The organism is Psychrobacter sp. CX18 (assembly GCF_057396215.1).
The window spans coordinates 43,510-60,586 of sequence record NZ_JBXYJH010000011.1 but is presented as its reverse complement, the minus strand read 5'-3'; the positions used below and the strand labels follow the sequence as shown (position 1 = coordinate 60,586).

The following is a 17,077-nucleotide window of genomic DNA, read 5'->3' as shown; positions in this document are numbered from 1 at the left end:
CATGAGTACTGAAGCCATTGATAGTAGTCAACATGAATCACAGGAAAAGCCTATCACTCAAGCGATGATATTGGCGGCAGGCAAGGGTACCCGTCTACGCCCATTGACCTTAACCACCCCTAAGCCTTTGGTGGAGGTGGGTGGTCAACCTTTAATTGTATGGCATATTAAGGCGCTAAAAGCGGCAGGTATTAAGGATATAACGATTAATACGTCTTGGTTATCTGACAAGCTGATTTCGGCTATTGGTGATGGCAGTAACTATGGCGTGAACATCCACTGGTCAGTGGAAGAAGATGAGCCACTTGAGACCGCTGGTGGTATAGCCAAAGCGTTGAGAGAAGGTTTACTGAAGCAAACGCCGTTTATTTTGGTTAATGGGGATGTGTGGACAGATTATGATTTCTCAAAGCTGACGGGCTATCAAATGAGTTCAGATCAAAAAGCACACTTATTATTGATTGATAATCCGTCGCACAATCCTCACGGAGACTTTGCACTCTATAATGGTTTGGCAAGCGAGACACCCGTTGCTAACAGCAGTAAATATACTTTTTCGGGTATCAGTGTTATTTCACCGAGTCTGTTACACGGTATAGCAGCAGGTCAAACTGCTGCGCTCGCTCCCTATCTCAAACAGTCTATGTTAAAGATGCAAGTGACGGCGGATGTTATGAAGGCAGATTGGGTGGATGTAGGGACTGCTGAAAGACTTGAGCAGATCAATGAACAACTTCAAACTCTACACGGATGCACTCATAAAGGTCGTCCTTAGATTAGCTTGACTAAGGCGTTGGTAGAGGTAAAGTTGTTTATATAATAACTTGTATTAGTTTGACTAAGGCGATAATTTTCAAGTTTTCATTTTAAACCCCATAAGTCTATCGACTTATGGGGTTTCTTGTTTCTACTGAGAAATCAAGTGATGAGTTTTTAGAACAAGTCATTGCTCATTAGGTCCTTCAAAGTCTTTCATATTATCCTGCGAGGGTGGATTGATATTGTCTGAGTGTGAGGACTTTAGTCTCTCCTGTTCCATTTTAATTTGCTGCATTTTCTGTTCTTTAACAGTGTTGATCGCGTCACTTAATCTATCATTTAGCTGCTGTGTTTCTTTCGCTACACTATTAAAGTCATCATTGTCAGATAACTGCGTACTTTGGGGTAAACTCTGAGCCTCTACTTTAGGTATGTCTCTCGGCATTAATAGTCTGTCGTTAGGGTTCATTTGTGGTTGTCGCTGTATAACATTGACAGAATTTTGCGGATTTATATTGATAGCCGTATCACTTGAATCAGACCTGATAGGGTCGATGGGGCGTACTGATGACGACTTACTAGTAATATCCTCTTTAGAGGACGATGCGTTATTAGCGCCTTTAAGGTTTTTACTATCTGTTGTTGTAGTCTGGCTATTTGCTTTGACGTTAGCATCAGACGTGTTATCGGACTTGTTTGTGGTGTTGTTCAAGTCTTGGGCTTCTGTTTGATCGTCTGTCTTATTATTGGTATCAGTAAGGGTAGGTATGGCGTTTGAATGAGTTGTAATATCTGCTGGTAAAACTCCTGAATTTGGCGTATTTGTTGGCTTTTTTTGTTGACTTTGCGAGTTATTTTGATTGCTCATGATGAAAATACTAATAAATAGGACGTTTATAACGATCGCAAACACAATGGCAGGTAACCATCTTCTAAAAGACTTTTTAAATGAATCGTTTTTGCTAGGTTTAGGCTGAAAAGAAGGGTGCATTGACGAGGTCCATTTTATTTTTATACAAAATCATCTTAAGTCACTTTAGTTTAAACTAAAACACTTCCTAGAGCTAAATATTACTGTCTTCTACCTTATTCACAACTATAGTATTCACAACTATAGTCGGCGAACTTATAAAGAGTCACGGCGTTAACCTCGTTAAGCCTACTCAAGTAGTACTTGCACTCGGTTGCCTTGTGATTACTTTAAAGTTCTTTGACTATATTAATGTAGGCTGTGTCTTTAGCCCAGTATTTTGATTAAAGGTTGTGATTTGCTCGGGTAAAAGCACCAGCCAAATCTGAACTTTAATAAGTTGATAATTGAGTTTTCTTTATTATTTAAGAATTTTATTTTTCCAGATACCAAAAGTAAAGTATCCCCTTTAAGATTTAAACTAAGCTGTTTTTTTGATAAAAATAACGCCTTAAACGCGTTGAATGTTTCGGTTAATTTGTCTTTTTTGTACCCAAATGAGCAACACAAAAGCGACGGCCCATAGGGCCATTAAATGATAAAGGTAATGGCTGACACTTGATAATGGCGCACCCATTTGGTTGAGCTGCACCGAGGCATTCATCCCAGAAGTGGTTGGAAAAAGCCAGCGAATATACTGTAAAGGTAGAGGTAGCTGGCTCACTGGCCAAGGATAGCCACTTAAGAAAAACATAGGCAGTGAGCTAAATATCATAATTTGCAACGCTCGCTCACGCTCTCTAAATAGCATTCCGAGCAGACATCCCAAGGTTGCCACCGTAGGAGCAAACAAACTCATAAACAATAACGTACCCGGTATATTATGCCCGCGTGGATAATTTTGAAAGGTGAAGACCCAGCCATAATAGAAGCATCCCATGATAAAACTAACAATTGACAAGGCTAATATTCGACCTAACCAACCTGACACACTAGCATTTTGTTTTTGGTTTTCATACCAAGTCCCGATCAATAAGGCGGTGCCTAATAATAAGGTTTGTTGTAATATCAATATGGCAACAGCGGGTACAACGTAAGCGCCATAACCCTCTGAGCGATTAAACATCGGGTCGATACGAAGGGGGACAGCTTGGGTGCTGACTTTTGCTGTATCTGCGTAAGTGCCTTGTGCCACACTTCGCTTAATTTCTATACCCGCTGATACCGTGCCAATAGCCTTTAAAAAACCCATTTGAACTTGTTTATTCAGTAAGAAATAGCTGTTATTACCTAAGACAGACACATAGGCGGGCTTGCTGGCATAAACATCTTGCTCTAGGTGCCTTGGAATAACAAGATATCCTGCAATCTGATTTTTAAAAATGGCCTCTTTTGCTGCTTGTTCTGAAGCATACTGATGTACCTTTAAGTTTGGACTGGCATTGCTGTAGCGGGTGATGGTCTGCGACAGCTCACTGCGATCATAATCAACCACCCCTACAGGGACTTGGTTAACCACTTCGCCTCTGTAGGGCCACGGGTAGAAAAATCCGTAAATAATGGGCGCAATCACTAGCATGAGTAACACGCCTTTATCTTTAAAAACCTGCTGGAATACCCCAAGTAAGCCCTGTAAAAACGTATTATGGGTAATATTGTCGTTAAATTTATTTGACATTAACGCGCCCCCCAGCGTTCTGGATTTCTAAACGCACGTATACTTAATAAAGCGGTGATCACCAGTAATACCACGACCGCAAAGATTAACCCAACCAGTGTGGGCAGCGCAAAAGATAGTGGCGCTGACATTTGCAGTTGTGAGAGGTGAATCTTTAGGTAATGGGTGAGGGGTAATATATTCGCCCAACGCTGAGCCCCTTCACTCATGGCAATTAGCGGGAAGGTCACGCCAGCAAACGCAAAGGAAGGTGCGGATATGAAGGCGGTGCTCGATAGCCCCATACGTAATGAATAAGCAGCTAAACTAAATATAGCGCCCAACCATAAAGATATCATGGTCAATGCCACAAATGCGGCGAAGACGACAAACATCGCGGTAAAGCTGGTGGGATGGACAGAGACAGCCAGCGTAATCATGAGGGCGCCCCAAAGCATAAAGAACAACAGGGCCCAGATTAGCTTACCATTCAAGCCAATGACCAAAGCCAATATTGAGACCTTTTTAGGCATACGAGGTTTGGCACTCTTATTAAAGTTCGTGTCATAATGGTATCTAGGCTCATATAAGCTGAATTTTTTACGACTGACAGGGGTATATTTAAGCGTGAGAAGATGCTCATAATTAATAGGGAGTTGCCAACTTTCATCCAAACTTGTATGCAAATAAGCCAGTTTCTTTTCAGGCGGTATATACTTGAGGGTTCTAAAGTCGGGATACGGCATATCTGGATAGATCATATTGTGATACCAGATGGAGAAGGTCTTATCCCTAATCTCACGACCTATGGTCGTGGCGCCAATAATCATCGCCAAAATGTGTAGGAGAGCGGGTATAACGGTAGCGGCCAGGAACTGTTTGTAGTTTGCGCCAATATTAAATAAGCTTAGACGCTCTATACCGATTGGTGAGTAGGAGACCATTGCTTGCTCAGTATAGCTGCCCTGCTTAACCGTTCGCTGTATTTCAACTCCTGCTGAGACTGTGCCGACGACTGCTTGAACTCCCTTTTGGATAATGCCAGAGTGAGTGCCATATTGCGCATTGACTTTTAAAATGACAGGGGAGGGAGCGCCTTTATTGATTCGATCCGCAAAGTCTTGCGGGATAATAACCATCGCATATATTTGCTTGTCTAAAATGGCATCCTTAGCCTCAGTAAGGTTGTGATAGACATGATCCACTGATAAGTCTGGGCTGGCATCGAGATAACGGGTTAAGGTGCGCGAGTAGCTGCTCTTACTGTCGTCAATAACGCCGATAGGTAAATCAATGATATAAGGCTGCGAAAATATCCACCAAATACTAAATATGCTTAATAAGGGCAGCCAAATTAGCATCATGTAATCCCAAGCGTTATGCAGTAAAAACTTACCTTCATAACGGGCACTACGCAAAAAAACAGACAAAAGTGACGACTCACGATTGCCTTTACCGCCAAATACTATCTTCGACTTAATGGTGTTATCACTTTGACTTTGGGACATAATCTAGCCTATCAACAGTGACGGTATTAATTATTATTTGGGGGGTTAATTGACGCATTACTAACGGTGTTAGCATCAGTAGTTGAACCATCTAGCTCAACAATAACACTCATACCAGAGCGAATCTTTGGGTCGGCCTTAACCGGACGAGCTTTGACTTCAAAGGTACGGACATCAAAATTATCTTCAGTATTGGTGGCGCGCCATGTCGCAAAGTCAGACATACTGGCGGTATTAAAGACTTTAAAGGTCATACGGTAAGGGGCATTAGGCTTAGATAAAGCAGGGATAGTGCCTTTAAATTCACTACCGATACTAAAATTGTTCAGACTATTTTCTGTCACATTAAGCACCACCCATTGATCATTGGGGTCAACTAAGGTCATTATAGGCACCCCTTGACCGATGACTTCACCAGGATTGACTATGACATTATCTACGATGCCTGATATGGGGCTTTTTAGATTGGCTTCGTCTTGAGCCACTTGCGCTTCATCGATCTTTGCATCCACTTGCGCAACTTGCGCTTTTGCGGCTTGAATATCCTCTTCACGAGCCCCTTCTAATGCCATCTCATACTGTAAGCGAGCAGCGTCTGCCTTGTCTTGATTGGCTACATATTGGGTATAGGCTTCATCACGTTTTTGGCGGGACATTAGGCCTTCTTGGTATAAGCGGTTGACCCGCTCATAAGTACTTTTGGCCAAATCAGCCGCGGCTTGATTGCCCTGCCAAGCTGCTTTGGCTTGCCCAATTTCTTGCGGTCTGGCTCCATTTTGAGCTTTATCAAGCTGGCTTTGTGCCATATCCTTTCCAGCTAGCGCCTGATTCAGTTTTGCATTAATTTCAGGCGAGTCCATCTCGATAAGCTGTTGTCCCGCTTGTATAGTATCGCCTTCAGTGACCAGTATTTTTGCGATACGACCAGGTACTTTGGCTGCTATAGAGGTGGACTGCATTTCCATTTGGCCTTGCAACATAGCTGGCTTTTGTGCATCTTCTGAACTTTTGTTCAAGCCGTATAGTATTAACCCAATCACAGTAATGACGACTAGGGTAATCACAATATTTCTTAGCATGATTGGACTGGGCTTTTTAGAGGCGTTCATGTTTTTATCCTGAAGATAAAAGGTTTGAATTAAGGAGTGACAGGTTAAATGGCGGTTTACAATTTTAAACTGGGTGTAAGGGCTAATAAATTAGGCAGACCCTAATACACAGTCGGCAATTTAATATCAGCAACTGCCATGTATTCATTAAAAGCTTCTGGAGTTCCGATACTATTCATTAACGCAGCCAGCGCTTGCACATAGTCATTCGCGGCTGAAGCCTGTTCTGTGCGGGCCTGTAAATATTTGGTCTGGGCAGTCGTCACATCTAGTGCCGTATTGACCCCTTCTTGCATACCCAATTTTTTCAATCGTAATAACTCCTTAGCAAGTAACACATTACTGTTTAAAGAGAGGTAACGTACGCGGGCATTTTCGACAGATTGCCAGTTTTTCTCAACCAATAGCAGTATATTATCACTCACTTCAATTTTGGATAAAAGCGCCTGACGCATCTGTGCTTGACCAGAGGCGTGTTGCGCATCACTATTCAAGCCACCCCAAAGCTTCCAGCTTGCTGATACGCCGGCTATCCAGCTCGGATCATTGTCAATTTCGTGATAGCCGAACAATGAAACAGTCGGTTTATGGCCTGTATTAGACAAATTGCTTAAAGATTGCGCCTGGTTATATTTGGCATCAACTTTTTTTAAGCCTGGGTGGTTTTTTAACGCCAGATCTTGGAAGTATTGTAATGAGGGCAAAGGTGTTGATGAGATAAATAAAGGGGAAGTCGGCATCACAGGGTGAGGTGAGCGTAATAATCGCTGTAAAGCGGTCATGGCCAACTGAGCATCATTACGTGCTTTGTCGGCTTCACTTTGCGCCTCTGATAACGCAACTTGCGCCTCTAATCGTTCAACTCTAGAGATAAACCCTTCCTCTAACATACGCTGCGCCATATAGTCAGTTTCTTTCACCGTATTCAGCGCATCCTCACGTAAGTACGCCCCAAGCATCGCAAGCTGCGCTGTAAAATAGCGCTCTATTAGGGTGGTTTGCAGGTCATCGGCATCAAGTAGGGCATCCGCTTGGCTTTCTTGTGTACGTGCCTCTGCTAAGTCGGTCACCGCCTGTGTACGTCCAGCAGTATATATGGGCCAAAGCACGGCTACACCTGCACTGATGTTAGAGCCTTCAGTTTCAAGCTGATACTCATTAGGAATGGTATTGTCGATAATAGGGGGTAAGATATTGGGATCAATAACGGGATTATTAATAACAGGATCGTTAGAGGGTATTTGAGTAATAGAGTCATTAACACTAGACTTTAGACCAGTGAGGTCTAGATCGGTATCCAGACGATAGCGAGTGGCACCTGCGCGCAAAAATATCCACGGTTTATTAAGATCTTTTGTGGCATCCGATTGTAATTCGTTTGCCCTAATACCGGCATTATTCGCTGCCAACTTAGGAGACACTTGTACCAAAACATTTTGAGCCTGAACCAAGCTTAAGCTATGTGGCACCACAATACTGTATGCCTCATCAATGGCAACCCCTGTAGTGGGGTCGACAATACTTTGTAGCTCAATCGTGTGATAGTTGCCTTTCTCTAAATTTTGGCCGATCTGATCTACATCAATGGCATCAAATGTCTGAGCTGTAGTAGATTGATGGCTGGTATTATCAGGAAAGATATATTCATCTGAGGCATCAGTAACATCAGTTTGAGTTTGAGTTTGAGTTTGAGTTGGTGTTGATGTTTGTGTTTGGGTTAATAAGGTATTGGCGTCCGTTGTATTCGTATCCGCATTGGCAGGCAGGATACAAAGTGACAATCCACAGGCAAGAGCATATGGCCACATCAGATGGTTTGCAGCAGCTACTTTTGGTTTAAATGTTTTCTTTATAAAGGTTGTCTTTAATTGAAAAGGTTGGTCAGTGATAAGTCTCTTATCGGCAAGCGTACCAGACCTGACTGTACTAAAAAAGTCTGCAAAAGAGGCCTCTTTACTAACAATCTTAAAGGGGTTTGATTTAAGTAATGACATATCGGCAACTGGCTAATGTTAGGATTTCAATAAAAGGGAGGCGTTAATAACAACACTATATATTGAAAGATATAGAGTTACTATCAGTCCATATCCGACGCTGATTAATGCACTATTATCAAAAATAACTCAATTTAAAACAACGATGTTAAATACGTCTAAGTTTATGACGACTAAGCTATGACGACTAAGCTATGACGACTAAGCTATGACGACTAAGCTATGACGACTAAGCTATGATGACTATGATACTTTAGGGGGTTGATTATCATACCTTGCTCACTTACTTATTTGAAGAGCTAAGTATGTCTAGCTGGTTTTTCTATAGGTCATAAATGTCAGGGTTGAATACAGTTTTTAGACACGCTATACCTTAGACTAATGGAGTTAGTGTTGTCTTTTAAGCTTAGGGCGTGTGGAACATTCGACCATCGCACTGGTGGAGACTATTTTTTAGTCAATATGCAGTGAAATTTTTGACGCTTAGTCATTCTAAGTTAGAACCCTAAATTTTTAAAAGCCGCCATATATTGGCAAAAAAGAGTCCCGCCCTCACTCGAGCATAGATCTCACCTTGCGAACGGGCAAAGCAGTGCTTTGCTTAATCCGTTCTCAGGGCTGATACTAAAATCGCCCCAGACGTTGTTACAAACCTAGCCAAGGTCGAGACATTAGCGTCAGTTTGCGCCTAGTCTGGAACGATTTTAGCTATCAGCAGTGCTAATTTGCGAATGTTCCACACGCCCTAATATTGATAGCGGCTAAAAGGCCCGACATACTGTTGGTGGGGTCAGTCAGACCGTTAGAGCTAAAAAACCTTTCTTTTAAAAAGAAAGGTGTTCATTGTTGTCAGTCGTTTACTGTTAAACAGATATTAAAGTAAACAGATCCTAAGATTGTATTTAAATTGGCTATTTAACATGTCAATATTCAACGTCTATTATTTTTTAACCGATACGCTTTTAACCAATAGAATAGTCCATACTTTAAATAGTGAGACTTCCCCTTAGGGACAGTACTTTAAAACAGCACCTAAAACCGTACTTTAAAACTGTCCCTTACAATTTCAAATTAAGCTTTTTCAAGCTTAGGTCGAGCTTTATCAATGGCCTTAAGTAAAGCTACTTTAAATTCGCCTGGCTCAAACTTGACCACATCTGAATGAGCCGCACAAAGGTTACGAGTATTTTGCCATTTATCTGCTACGTCTTCAGCCCAGTCGCAATATTCTTTACCTGCATTTGGCTCATCTTTTAACGCCTTCTTAGTAGTAGGGTGCAATGATAGCTCAGGCATCACCGCTTTAAGAATTTTGGCAGGAGGAGTCACAAACGTATCATCGACGTGCAAGCTTTTGCTAGCAGGATGATAGGCAAGTAAAGAGCTTGCATGAATCATTTCATTAGGGGCGATGTAATAGATGCCTTTAGGTAACGAGAACTCAAGCTCTTCGTAACGCTGAGTAACGGCTTCGCTTTCTACTAAATCATCTGCCCAAGTGACTTCAGGCACCTTTTTTTTATGTCGGCTACTGCCATAGTTAATGGCATTTGGAAAGTCCTTGGCCATTTGAGCACAGTGCACGGTATGAAAGGGATGTAAGTTAAGAATAGCCTCAACATCTTGTCCGTTATTGGTCAATGACATCACTTTATCACGTACATCGCCCGTTAACGTGTAGCTGTCTAAAAATATAAAACGACCTGATTCAAGCTTAACCAGTGAGCACTGTGTGCCAATATCTATAACACCGCCTAATTTGAACGAGCCTCGAATATTCCAAAATCCTGATCCTAAATCGATAATGTTATCTGACATTTGTCATTCCTTATTTCTTAAAGTTGTAAAATTTATAAGAGATACCTCATTTTCAACTCTTAACGTAGGCTATGGCTTTAGCCCGGCATTTTTAATTAAAAATTAAATTTGCTATGACCATTATGAAAGTAAGCAACTCAGGTGTCTGTAATAAAAATATATTAAATGTTAAGTTTTTAATAAGGGTAATAAGTAATCAGAGCTAAAAAGAGGGTCGCTAAGAAAGAAACATAGAGACATGATATTGTCAGCGTGTTAGCGTATAAATTTAAGTTTGTTATAATAAATCTTTTATTTATTGAAAAAATTAGAAACGTCGTCATATTTAAATTTAATTCATTATTGATCTATTAGACTCGACTCGCCTTAATCTTAAAATCAACTTTTTTGAGGTAAGGTTTGTTAAGGCAATGTCGATCAATGTCTTATTATTTCATCTCCATTTGATAATTTATAAACATATTAAGGGCAAGAGTACTTATCTTTAGGGTAAGTTTTTTTATTTATTTTACTTAAAATCTTTTAATGATAAGGACTAATTATGACTGCTTCTCAGCTTAACAATGAGCTTGCAACTTTTACAAAGGTTCAAACAGCGTATATAAATGGTGCTTATTTACCTATAGATCCGTCGCTTAAGACATTCGATACCATCAATCCAGCAACAGGAGAGGTTATCGCTAAGATTCAACAAACGACTAGCGAACAAGTAGATCAGGCGGTAAAAGCTGCTGAAAAAGGTCAAAAGGTTTGGGCCAGTATGACGCCCGTTGAGCGCAGTCGTATACTCCTCAAAGCAGTCAATATATTACGTAAGCGCAATGATGAGCTTGCCGTTTTAGAAACTCTTGAAACCGGTAAAGGAATTTCAGAGACCAAATATGTCGATATCGTGACAGGGGCAGATGTCGTTGAGTATTATGCGGGGTTAGCCCCAGCGTTGGAAGGTCGCCAAATTCCCCTTCGAGAATCGAGTTTTGTCTACACTCGTGAAGAGCCATTAGGGGTGGTGGCAGGTATTGGGGCATGGAACTATCCTATTCAGATTGCGATGTGGAAGTCTGCCCCAGCTTTGGCGGCGGGTAATGCGATGGTTTTCAAGCCCTCAGAAGTTACCCCGCTATCTGCATTAAAGTTGGCTGAGATATATTCTGAAGCCGGTCTGCCTGACGGTGTATTTAACGTCGTTCAGGGAGATTATGAAGTGGGTAGTGCACTTACCAATCATCCTGATATCGCAAAAGTGTCGTTCACTGGCGGCGTGGATACGGGCAAAAAAGTAATGGAGGCCGCCGCCTCCTCTTCTTTAAAAGACATCACCATGGAACTTGGCGGCAAATCTCCACTGATCATATTTGATGATGCAGATATTGATAGGGCTGCGGATATTGCAATGATGGCTAATTTTTATAGCTCAGGTCAAGTCTGTACCAATGGCACCCGGGTCTTCGTTCCTCATTCAATAAAAGACAAATTTGAACAGGCTATCGTTGAGCGTGTGGGTCGCATTAAACTTGGCGATCCAATGGATGAGAGTGTGACGATGGGCCCTATGGTAAGCTTTAAGCACATGGATAATGTACTCAGCTATATCGAAGAGGGTAAAGCGAGTAATGCGAGGATATTGTGTGGCGGGGAGCGTGTGACGACTGGTGAGTTTGCAAAAGGCGCGTACATTGCCCCGACGGTATTTACTGATTGTACAGATGACATGCGTATCGTACGAGAAGAAATCTTTGGTCCAGTCATGTCTATTTTGAGCTACGACACTGAAGAGGAGGCGATACGCCGTGCAAACGATACCAATTATGGTCTAGCAGCAGGTATTGTGACAAAAGACTTAACCCGTGCACATCGGGTGATCGGTCAAATGCAGGCAGGCATCTGCTGGATTAATACGTGGGGAGAATCTCCTGCCCAAATGCCTGTCGGCGGCTATAAGCACTCTGGAATCGGTCGTGAAAATGGTATTCATACACTGCAACATTACACCCAAACTAAGTCGGTACAAATCGAACTGGGTCAGTTTGAATCAGTATTCTAATAAGCAATAAACGCTATTCACCTGACTACTATTACTCGTTTCAACTTAATAGCGGCTTTTAAGTTTCAAATTGAATGTTTAATAAATTAAGGCGACGACAGCAGCTTTAAAAGGACAGTGTTATGACAACCAGCATATCAGAATTTGACTATATTATCGTCGGTGCAGGCTCCGCGGGGAATGTGCTAGCAACTCGCTTAACGGAAGATGCAGACACAACCGTATTATTACTGGAGGCAGGTCGTCCGGATCATCGTTTAGATTTTCGGACGCAAATGCCAGCGGCATTAGCCATGCCGCTACAAGGGACAACTTATAACTGGGGCTACAAAACAGACCCTGAACCCTATATGAATAATAGGGTGATGGACTGTGGACGTGGTAAGGGTCTTGGCGGATCTTCACTCATTAATGGTATGTGCTATATACGAGGTAATGCGCTGGACTTTGATGATTGGTCAAAGATTAAAGGCTTAGAGGACTGGACCTATTTAGACTGTCTTCCATACTTTAAAAAATGTGAAAATCGTGATGCGGGGGAAAACGACTATCATGGAGTCGGAGGACCCGTCGAAGTAACCACATCCAAGCCGAATGTCAATCCTTTATATGAGGCGATGATAGAGGCAGGTGTACAAGCGGGTTACCCTCGTACTGACGACTTAAATGGCTATCAGCAAGAAGGCTTTGGTCCTATGGATAGGTTCGTTACTCCTAATGGTCGCCGTGCATCAACTGCGCGAGGTTATTTGGATAAAGCCAAGCCACGTAGCAATATTACTATTCTAACTGGCGCATTAACAGACGTTATTCTTTTTGAAGGCAATAGGGCAATTGGCGTAAAAGTCGAACATCAAGGACAAACAAAACAGTTTCGAGCCAGTCGTGAAGTTATTGTGTCATCTGGAGCGATTGGATCACCGCAATTATTACAACGATCAGGCATTGGTCCAGCACAGTGGCTACAAGAGTTGGATATACCAGTGGTATTAGACTTACCCGGAGTGGGTAATAACCTGCAAGATCATTTAGAGATCTATATGCAGTATGAATGCACCCAGCCTGTGTCTATTGCACCAGCTAATAAATGGTGGAACAAGCCTGCGATCGGTGCTGAGTGGTTATTGATGGGAACGGGTCTTGGGGCGACTAATCACTTCGAAGGTGGCGGCTTTATCCGAACGCATGAAGAGTTTACTCATCCCAATGTTCAGTATCACTTTTTGCCGTTAGCAGTACGTTATGATGGGCGCAATGCTATTGATAATCATAGCTTCCAAGCTCATGTAGGCTCGTTACGCTCGCCAAGTCGTGGCCGTGTGAAGTTAAAATCACGTGATCCAAATGAGCATCCCAGCATACTGTTTAATTATATGTCGACTGAACAGGACTGGCGAGAGTTTAGAGCAGCCATACGTATTACTCGTGAGATTATTAAGCAACCCGCCTTAGAACCTTATCGTGGTAAAGCGATATCTCCGACCGATGATTTGGTGACAGATCAGCAGTTAGATGATTACGTGCGTGAGCATGGTGAAACGGCCTATCACCCTTCATGTACTTGTGCGATGGGCTATCATGAGCAAGCTGTGGTAAATGAGGAAGGCTTGGTACATGGTATGCAAGGGCTACGTGTTGTTGATGCGTCCATTATGCCAAATATTATTAGCGGCAACTTAAATGCCACAACCATCATGATGGCGGAAAAAATAGCCGATACAATGCGGGGTAGAAAGCTACCACGATCAACTGCCGACTATTACGTGGCTAATAATGCTCCTATACGAGGGGAGCCTCTACGCAATACTGAACAAACCCCTGTATAGCGCTAAGCTCTTGAGCTTTAACGTGCTATCAAGACTGTGCTATTTAGAACCTGTATTTACAACCTACTGTGTTCACAATCTACAATGGGTTCGTTTTATTCTTAAAACTGTCAAACTTTCGCTTATGAATACAGGTTCTTAGACAGAATAGCTTTCTTATAAAAATATTTACTTATCGCTATGGTGATGCTCTTTGACGGTTTAAATAAAACTCTGTCATCTAATGGTTCAAAGGGCGCGCACCATTTTTATTAACGGATTAAAACAGTCATAACTGAGGTCTTTCATGAATAGCTCTCCTTCAAAGGATTTGACCGATCATAAACAGGTCTTAAGTTTAAATAAGACCGTCTTTATTGGTTCTGCGATTATCTCGATTTTACTGATCATTTGGACAATTTCTTTTCCTAAATATAGTGAAGCTTTATTAAGTGCCAGTATGAGCTGGGTATCTAATAGCCTAGGTTGGTATTACATGCTCGTCGTCGCTGCATATAGTATATTTTCCCTATTTGTTGGCCTGTCACGCTATGGCGATATCAAGCTAGGTCAAGACCATGAAAAGGCACAGTTTCCATTTCTGACGTGGGCCGCCATGTTATTTTCAGCAGGTATTGGTATTGACCTGCTTTTTTTTGGCGCCTCAGAACCTTTGATGCATTATCTGACACCTCATAGTGGGTTAACGCCTGAAAGTGCTGAAGCCATGCGTCAAGCATTGCCTCAGACCTTCCTTCATTGGGGACTACATGGTTGGGGTATCTATGCATTAATTGGCATGACCTTAGCCTATTTTGCGTATCGTAAAAATATGCCTTTGGCTTTGCGCTCAGCATTGACGCCAATATTTGGCGAAAGATTGGTCAAAGGCTGGCTAGGCGATGGCGTCGATACCTTTGGTGTGGTGTGTACCTTGATGGGCATTGCTACCAGTTTGGGTATCGGGGTTCTACAGGCTAATGCGGGTTTGACACACGTATTTGGTATTGCCGATAGTAAAACAGTACAAAGTTTAATTATTATTTCAGTCATTATCGTGGCGGGGTTGTCTGCAATGACTGGGGTTGAGCGCGGTGTACGCCGATTGTCTGAGTTCAATATGATTACGGCGTTACTGTTATTACTTGCCATTTTGTTTATGGGTAATACAGTATATTTATTAAATACATTTACCCAAAATATAGGCGATTATTTCCAAACTGTAGTGGCTAAGACCTTTGATGTTTATGCTTATGAGGGTGATGCAGGTGCAGAATGGAAATCATGGTGGACGATTTTCTTTTGGGCATGGTGGGTCGCTTGGGCGCCCTTTGTTGGATTGTTTATTGCGCGTATTAGTCGTGGACGGACGCTGCGAGAATTTGTGTTTGGGGTGATGTTCATTCCGTTAGGCTTTATTTTCGCATGGTTCTCAATCTTTGGTAACTCAGCGATTGATTTGGTGAATAATGGCGCAACTGAGCTTGGTGAAATTGCGGTAAATAATGCGCCTATGGGTTTATTTGCACTATTTGAATATTTTCCATTTAGCGATATTCTATCTTTTGCCGGTGTTATTATTGGGCTGGTTTTCTTTGTGACCTCTGCCGACTCAGGGGCTTTAGTTTTATCTAACTTAAGCTCGAGAGGTCTGACCAATGATGCGGATGCACCCGTTTGGTTGCGACTATTTTGGGCAGCCGCTACAGGGTTGATCACCCTAGGCTTATTGTTTGCAGGTGGATTCACCTCACTACAATCTGTTTCTGTTATGGCTGGATTACCGTTCTCAATTATCTTAGTGCTTTATATGATAGCGATGTGGAAGTCACTTAAAGAAGAGGGTAACAAGCGTAAGGCAAGTGCAGTGGGGACTGCCAGTGTGCTCAATAATGGCAAAACGTGGAAAGCTAGATTACAACGTATTGTGAGCTTCCCTGATAAACAACAAGTACAAAGGTTTTTACAAAATATCGTGTTACCAGCCATGCAAGAGGTTCGTTCTGAGTTAGATAGTGGTGGACTGGCTACGACGTTAATAGAACATGACGGGTCGGTAGGCTTTGAAGGCTTAAGTCTTAAAGTCGGTCATGGTACTGAAGATGATTTCCTCTATGATGTCTATTTGGTCAAAGCGGAAAGGCCAAGCTTTATGCTATCAAGCTCGACCAAGCAGGCTGAATACTATTATCGTGCCGAAGTGTTTTTAGGTGAAGGCTCTCAAGAATATGATTTAGTAGGCTATACCAAAGAGCAAGTGTTGGTCGATATATTAAATCAATATGAACGTCACATGCAGTATCTGCATCTTGAACGTTAATTGAGAATGTTATTATTCTGCTGCTATTAACTACAAGCGTACTCTGTTGAGAGTACGCTTTTTTAAACTTAAGACCTTTTCTAAACAATGTTGCCTTTTCTATAAAATACCTCACTCTAAACTCTTAACGTAGGCTGTGGCTTTAGCCCAGTATTTTGATTAAAGGTTTTGATTAGCTGGGCTACAAGCCCCAGCCTACAATGAGTTTTAATAAGTTGAGAACGGAGTATAAAATAATACCTTTTCTTTAAAGCAACCTATCCTGTTAAGTCTCGGTTAGATGAATGACTAAGTAGTGTATAGTTAATCAGCCCATACATACATCATGAGTACATTATAAATAAATCATTGATCTGCAAGATCGCTAACTGCAACCGCCTTAAACTCGACTATCCACCACCACGGGATACCCATTGTGCTGCAGGACAGTGGCATTAACTCCGTATAAGTCCTTAATGGTATCTTGGGTCAATACGTTAACAGGATGACCTGTTTTGACTACTTTGCCAGCTTTCATCATGACCACAGTGTCAGCAAATTGGGCGGCTTGATTGATATCGTGTAAGACAATGACCACCGTTTTTTGCTGCTCATGCGCAAGCGCCCTTAATGCGCGCATTAACTGACCGGAATGATACATATCGAGATTGTTTAAGGGTTCGTCTAACAGCAGATAAGGGGTATCTTGACAGACAATCATTGCAATTAACACGCGTTGTTGTTGCCCACCAGAGAGGGTAGATAGATAACGCTGCGCCAAAGGCTGTAGTTCAAACTGTTCAATCACTTCTGCTATTTTTAAGTGATCCGCTTCAGTGGGTCGCCCTTGATGATAAGGGTATCTACCGAACATCAACAGCTCTGCAACCCGTAAACGTCCTTGTAAATGATTGCTTTGTGCCAATATAGCCACCGTTTTGGCGAGGGTCTTACTATCAGTATGGCGAATGTCATGGTCGCCGAATTGGACTGACCCGCTTTGAAGGGTCTGTATACGTGACATGACATTGAACAATGTGGATTTACCTGCACCATTTGGTCCGATTAGCGCAATCACTTGGTTGTTCTTTAAAGTCAGATTGATATCGTCTAAGATGACTTGACCATCAATATGGTGACGAATATTTTTAAGTGTAATCATAAGTTCATTTCG

At 42.1% G+C, this 17,077-nt stretch carries 11 protein-coding genes; 4 read left to right on the top strand and 7 right to left on the bottom strand.

Going from position 1 to position 17,077, the window contains the following annotated elements:
• Window position 1: 1 nt before the first annotated feature.
• Entirely contained in the window at window positions 2-775 is a 774-nt protein-coding gene (gene murU / locus AC2SLT_RS09460) for an N-acetylmuramate alpha-1-phosphate uridylyltransferase MurU (protein ID WP_486547413.1), read from the top strand.
• Between the two features lie 168 nt (window positions 776-943).
• Here murU and AC2SLT_RS09455 read toward each other — a convergent pair whose 3' ends face one another.
• The 6 genes from AC2SLT_RS09455 to AC2SLT_RS09430 all read right to left on the bottom strand — a co-directional run bounded on the left by AC2SLT_RS09455 (window position 944) and on the right by AC2SLT_RS09430 (window position 9,755).
• Window positions 944-1,750: a hypothetical protein gene (locus AC2SLT_RS09455; protein WP_486547412.1), complete on the bottom strand. Its 807-nt coding sequence runs from the start codon at window positions 1,748-1,750 to the stop codon at window positions 944-946.
• A 430-nt stretch (window positions 1,751-2,180) separates the two neighbouring features.
• A complete protein-coding gene (locus AC2SLT_RS09450) occupies window positions 2,181-3,347 on the bottom strand; it encodes an ABC transporter permease (protein ID WP_486547411.1) in 1,167 nt (388 codons plus the stop codon).
• Window positions 3,347-4,834, bottom strand: a complete 1,488-nt coding sequence (locus AC2SLT_RS09445) for an ABC transporter permease (RefSeq protein WP_486547410.1) — start codon at window positions 4,832-4,834, stop codon at window positions 3,347-3,349. Before AC2SLT_RS09445 ends, AC2SLT_RS09450 begins: the two co-directional genes overlap by 1 nt.
• 26 nt (window positions 4,835-4,860) lie before the next feature.
• Window positions 4,861-5,943, bottom strand: a complete 1,083-nt coding sequence (locus tag AC2SLT_RS09440) for an HlyD family secretion protein (RefSeq protein ID WP_486547409.1) — start codon at window positions 5,941-5,943, stop codon at window positions 4,861-4,863.
• Between the two features lie 101 nt (window positions 5,944-6,044).
• Complete coding sequence (locus AC2SLT_RS09435; RefSeq protein WP_486547408.1) at window positions 6,045-7,937, bottom strand: TolC family protein; 1,893 nt, start codon at window positions 7,935-7,937, stop codon at window positions 6,045-6,047.
• A gap of 1,071 nt (window positions 7,938-9,008) precedes the next feature.
• A complete protein-coding gene (locus AC2SLT_RS09430) occupies window positions 9,009-9,755 on the bottom strand; it encodes a hypothetical protein (RefSeq protein ID WP_486547407.1) in 747 nt (248 codons plus the stop codon).
• Between the two features lie 541 nt (window positions 9,756-10,296).
• Between AC2SLT_RS09430 and betB the strand changes: the two genes are divergently transcribed.
• The 3 genes from betB (at window position 10,297) to betT (ending at window position 15,924) form a co-directional block, all read left to right on the top strand.
• Complete coding sequence (gene betB, locus AC2SLT_RS09425; RefSeq protein ID WP_486547406.1) at window positions 10,297-11,799, top strand: betaine-aldehyde dehydrogenase; 1,503 nt, start codon at window positions 10,297-10,299, stop codon at window positions 11,797-11,799.
• Between the two features lie 122 nt (window positions 11,800-11,921).
• Complete coding sequence (betA, locus tag AC2SLT_RS09420; RefSeq protein WP_486547405.1) at window positions 11,922-13,625, top strand: choline dehydrogenase; 1,704 nt, start codon at window positions 11,922-11,924, stop codon at window positions 13,623-13,625.
• Between the two features lie 286 nt (window positions 13,626-13,911).
• Window positions 13,912-15,924, top strand: a complete 2,013-nt coding sequence (gene betT / locus AC2SLT_RS09415) for a choline BCCT transporter BetT (RefSeq protein ID WP_486547404.1) — start codon at window positions 13,912-13,914, stop codon at window positions 15,922-15,924.
• A gap of 379 nt (window positions 15,925-16,303) precedes the next feature.
• On the opposite strand, the gene AC2SLT_RS09410 is transcribed toward betT, so the two are convergent.
• The gene (locus tag AC2SLT_RS09410) at window positions 16,304-17,065 is read right to left on the bottom strand and encodes an iron ABC transporter ATP-binding protein (RefSeq protein WP_486547403.1); all 762 of its coding nucleotides are present in this window, start codon (window positions 17,063-17,065) and stop codon (window positions 16,304-16,306) included.
• Window positions 17,066-17,077: the final 12 nt, after the last annotated feature.

Excerpts from the sequence above, each read along its gene's own strand:
- murU (WP_486547413.1), top strand. The coding sequence starts at position 2 with ATGAGTACTGAAGCCATTGATAGTAGTCAACATGAATCACAGGAAAAG.
- AC2SLT_RS09455 (WP_486547412.1), bottom strand. The coding sequence starts at position 1,750 with ATGCACCCTTCTTTTCAGCCTAAACCTAGCAAAAACGATTCATTTAAA.
- AC2SLT_RS09450 (WP_486547411.1), bottom strand. The coding sequence starts at position 3,347 with ATGTCAAATAAATTTAACGACAATATTACCCATAATACGTTTTTACAG.
- AC2SLT_RS09445 (WP_486547410.1), bottom strand. The coding sequence starts at position 4,834 with ATGTCCCAAAGTCAAAGTGATAACACCATTAAGTCGAAGATAGTATTT.
- AC2SLT_RS09440 (WP_486547409.1), bottom strand. The coding sequence starts at position 5,943 with ATGAACGCCTCTAAAAAGCCCAGTCCAATCATGCTAAGAAATATTGTG.
- AC2SLT_RS09435 (WP_486547408.1), bottom strand. The coding sequence starts at position 7,937 with ATGTCATTACTTAAATCAAACCCCTTTAAGATTGTTAGTAAAGAGGCC.
- AC2SLT_RS09430 (WP_486547407.1), bottom strand. The coding sequence starts at position 9,755 with ATGTCAGATAACATTATCGATTTAGGATCAGGATTTTGGAATATTCGA.
- betB (WP_486547406.1), top strand. The coding sequence starts at position 10,297 with ATGACTGCTTCTCAGCTTAACAATGAGCTTGCAACTTTTACAAAGGTT.
- betA (WP_486547405.1), top strand. The coding sequence starts at position 11,922 with ATGACAACCAGCATATCAGAATTTGACTATATTATCGTCGGTGCAGGC.
- betT (WP_486547404.1), top strand. The coding sequence starts at position 13,912 with ATGAATAGCTCTCCTTCAAAGGATTTGACCGATCATAAACAGGTCTTA.
- AC2SLT_RS09410 (WP_486547403.1), bottom strand. The coding sequence starts at position 17,065 with ATGATTACACTTAAAAATATTCGTCACCATATTGATGGTCAAGTCATC.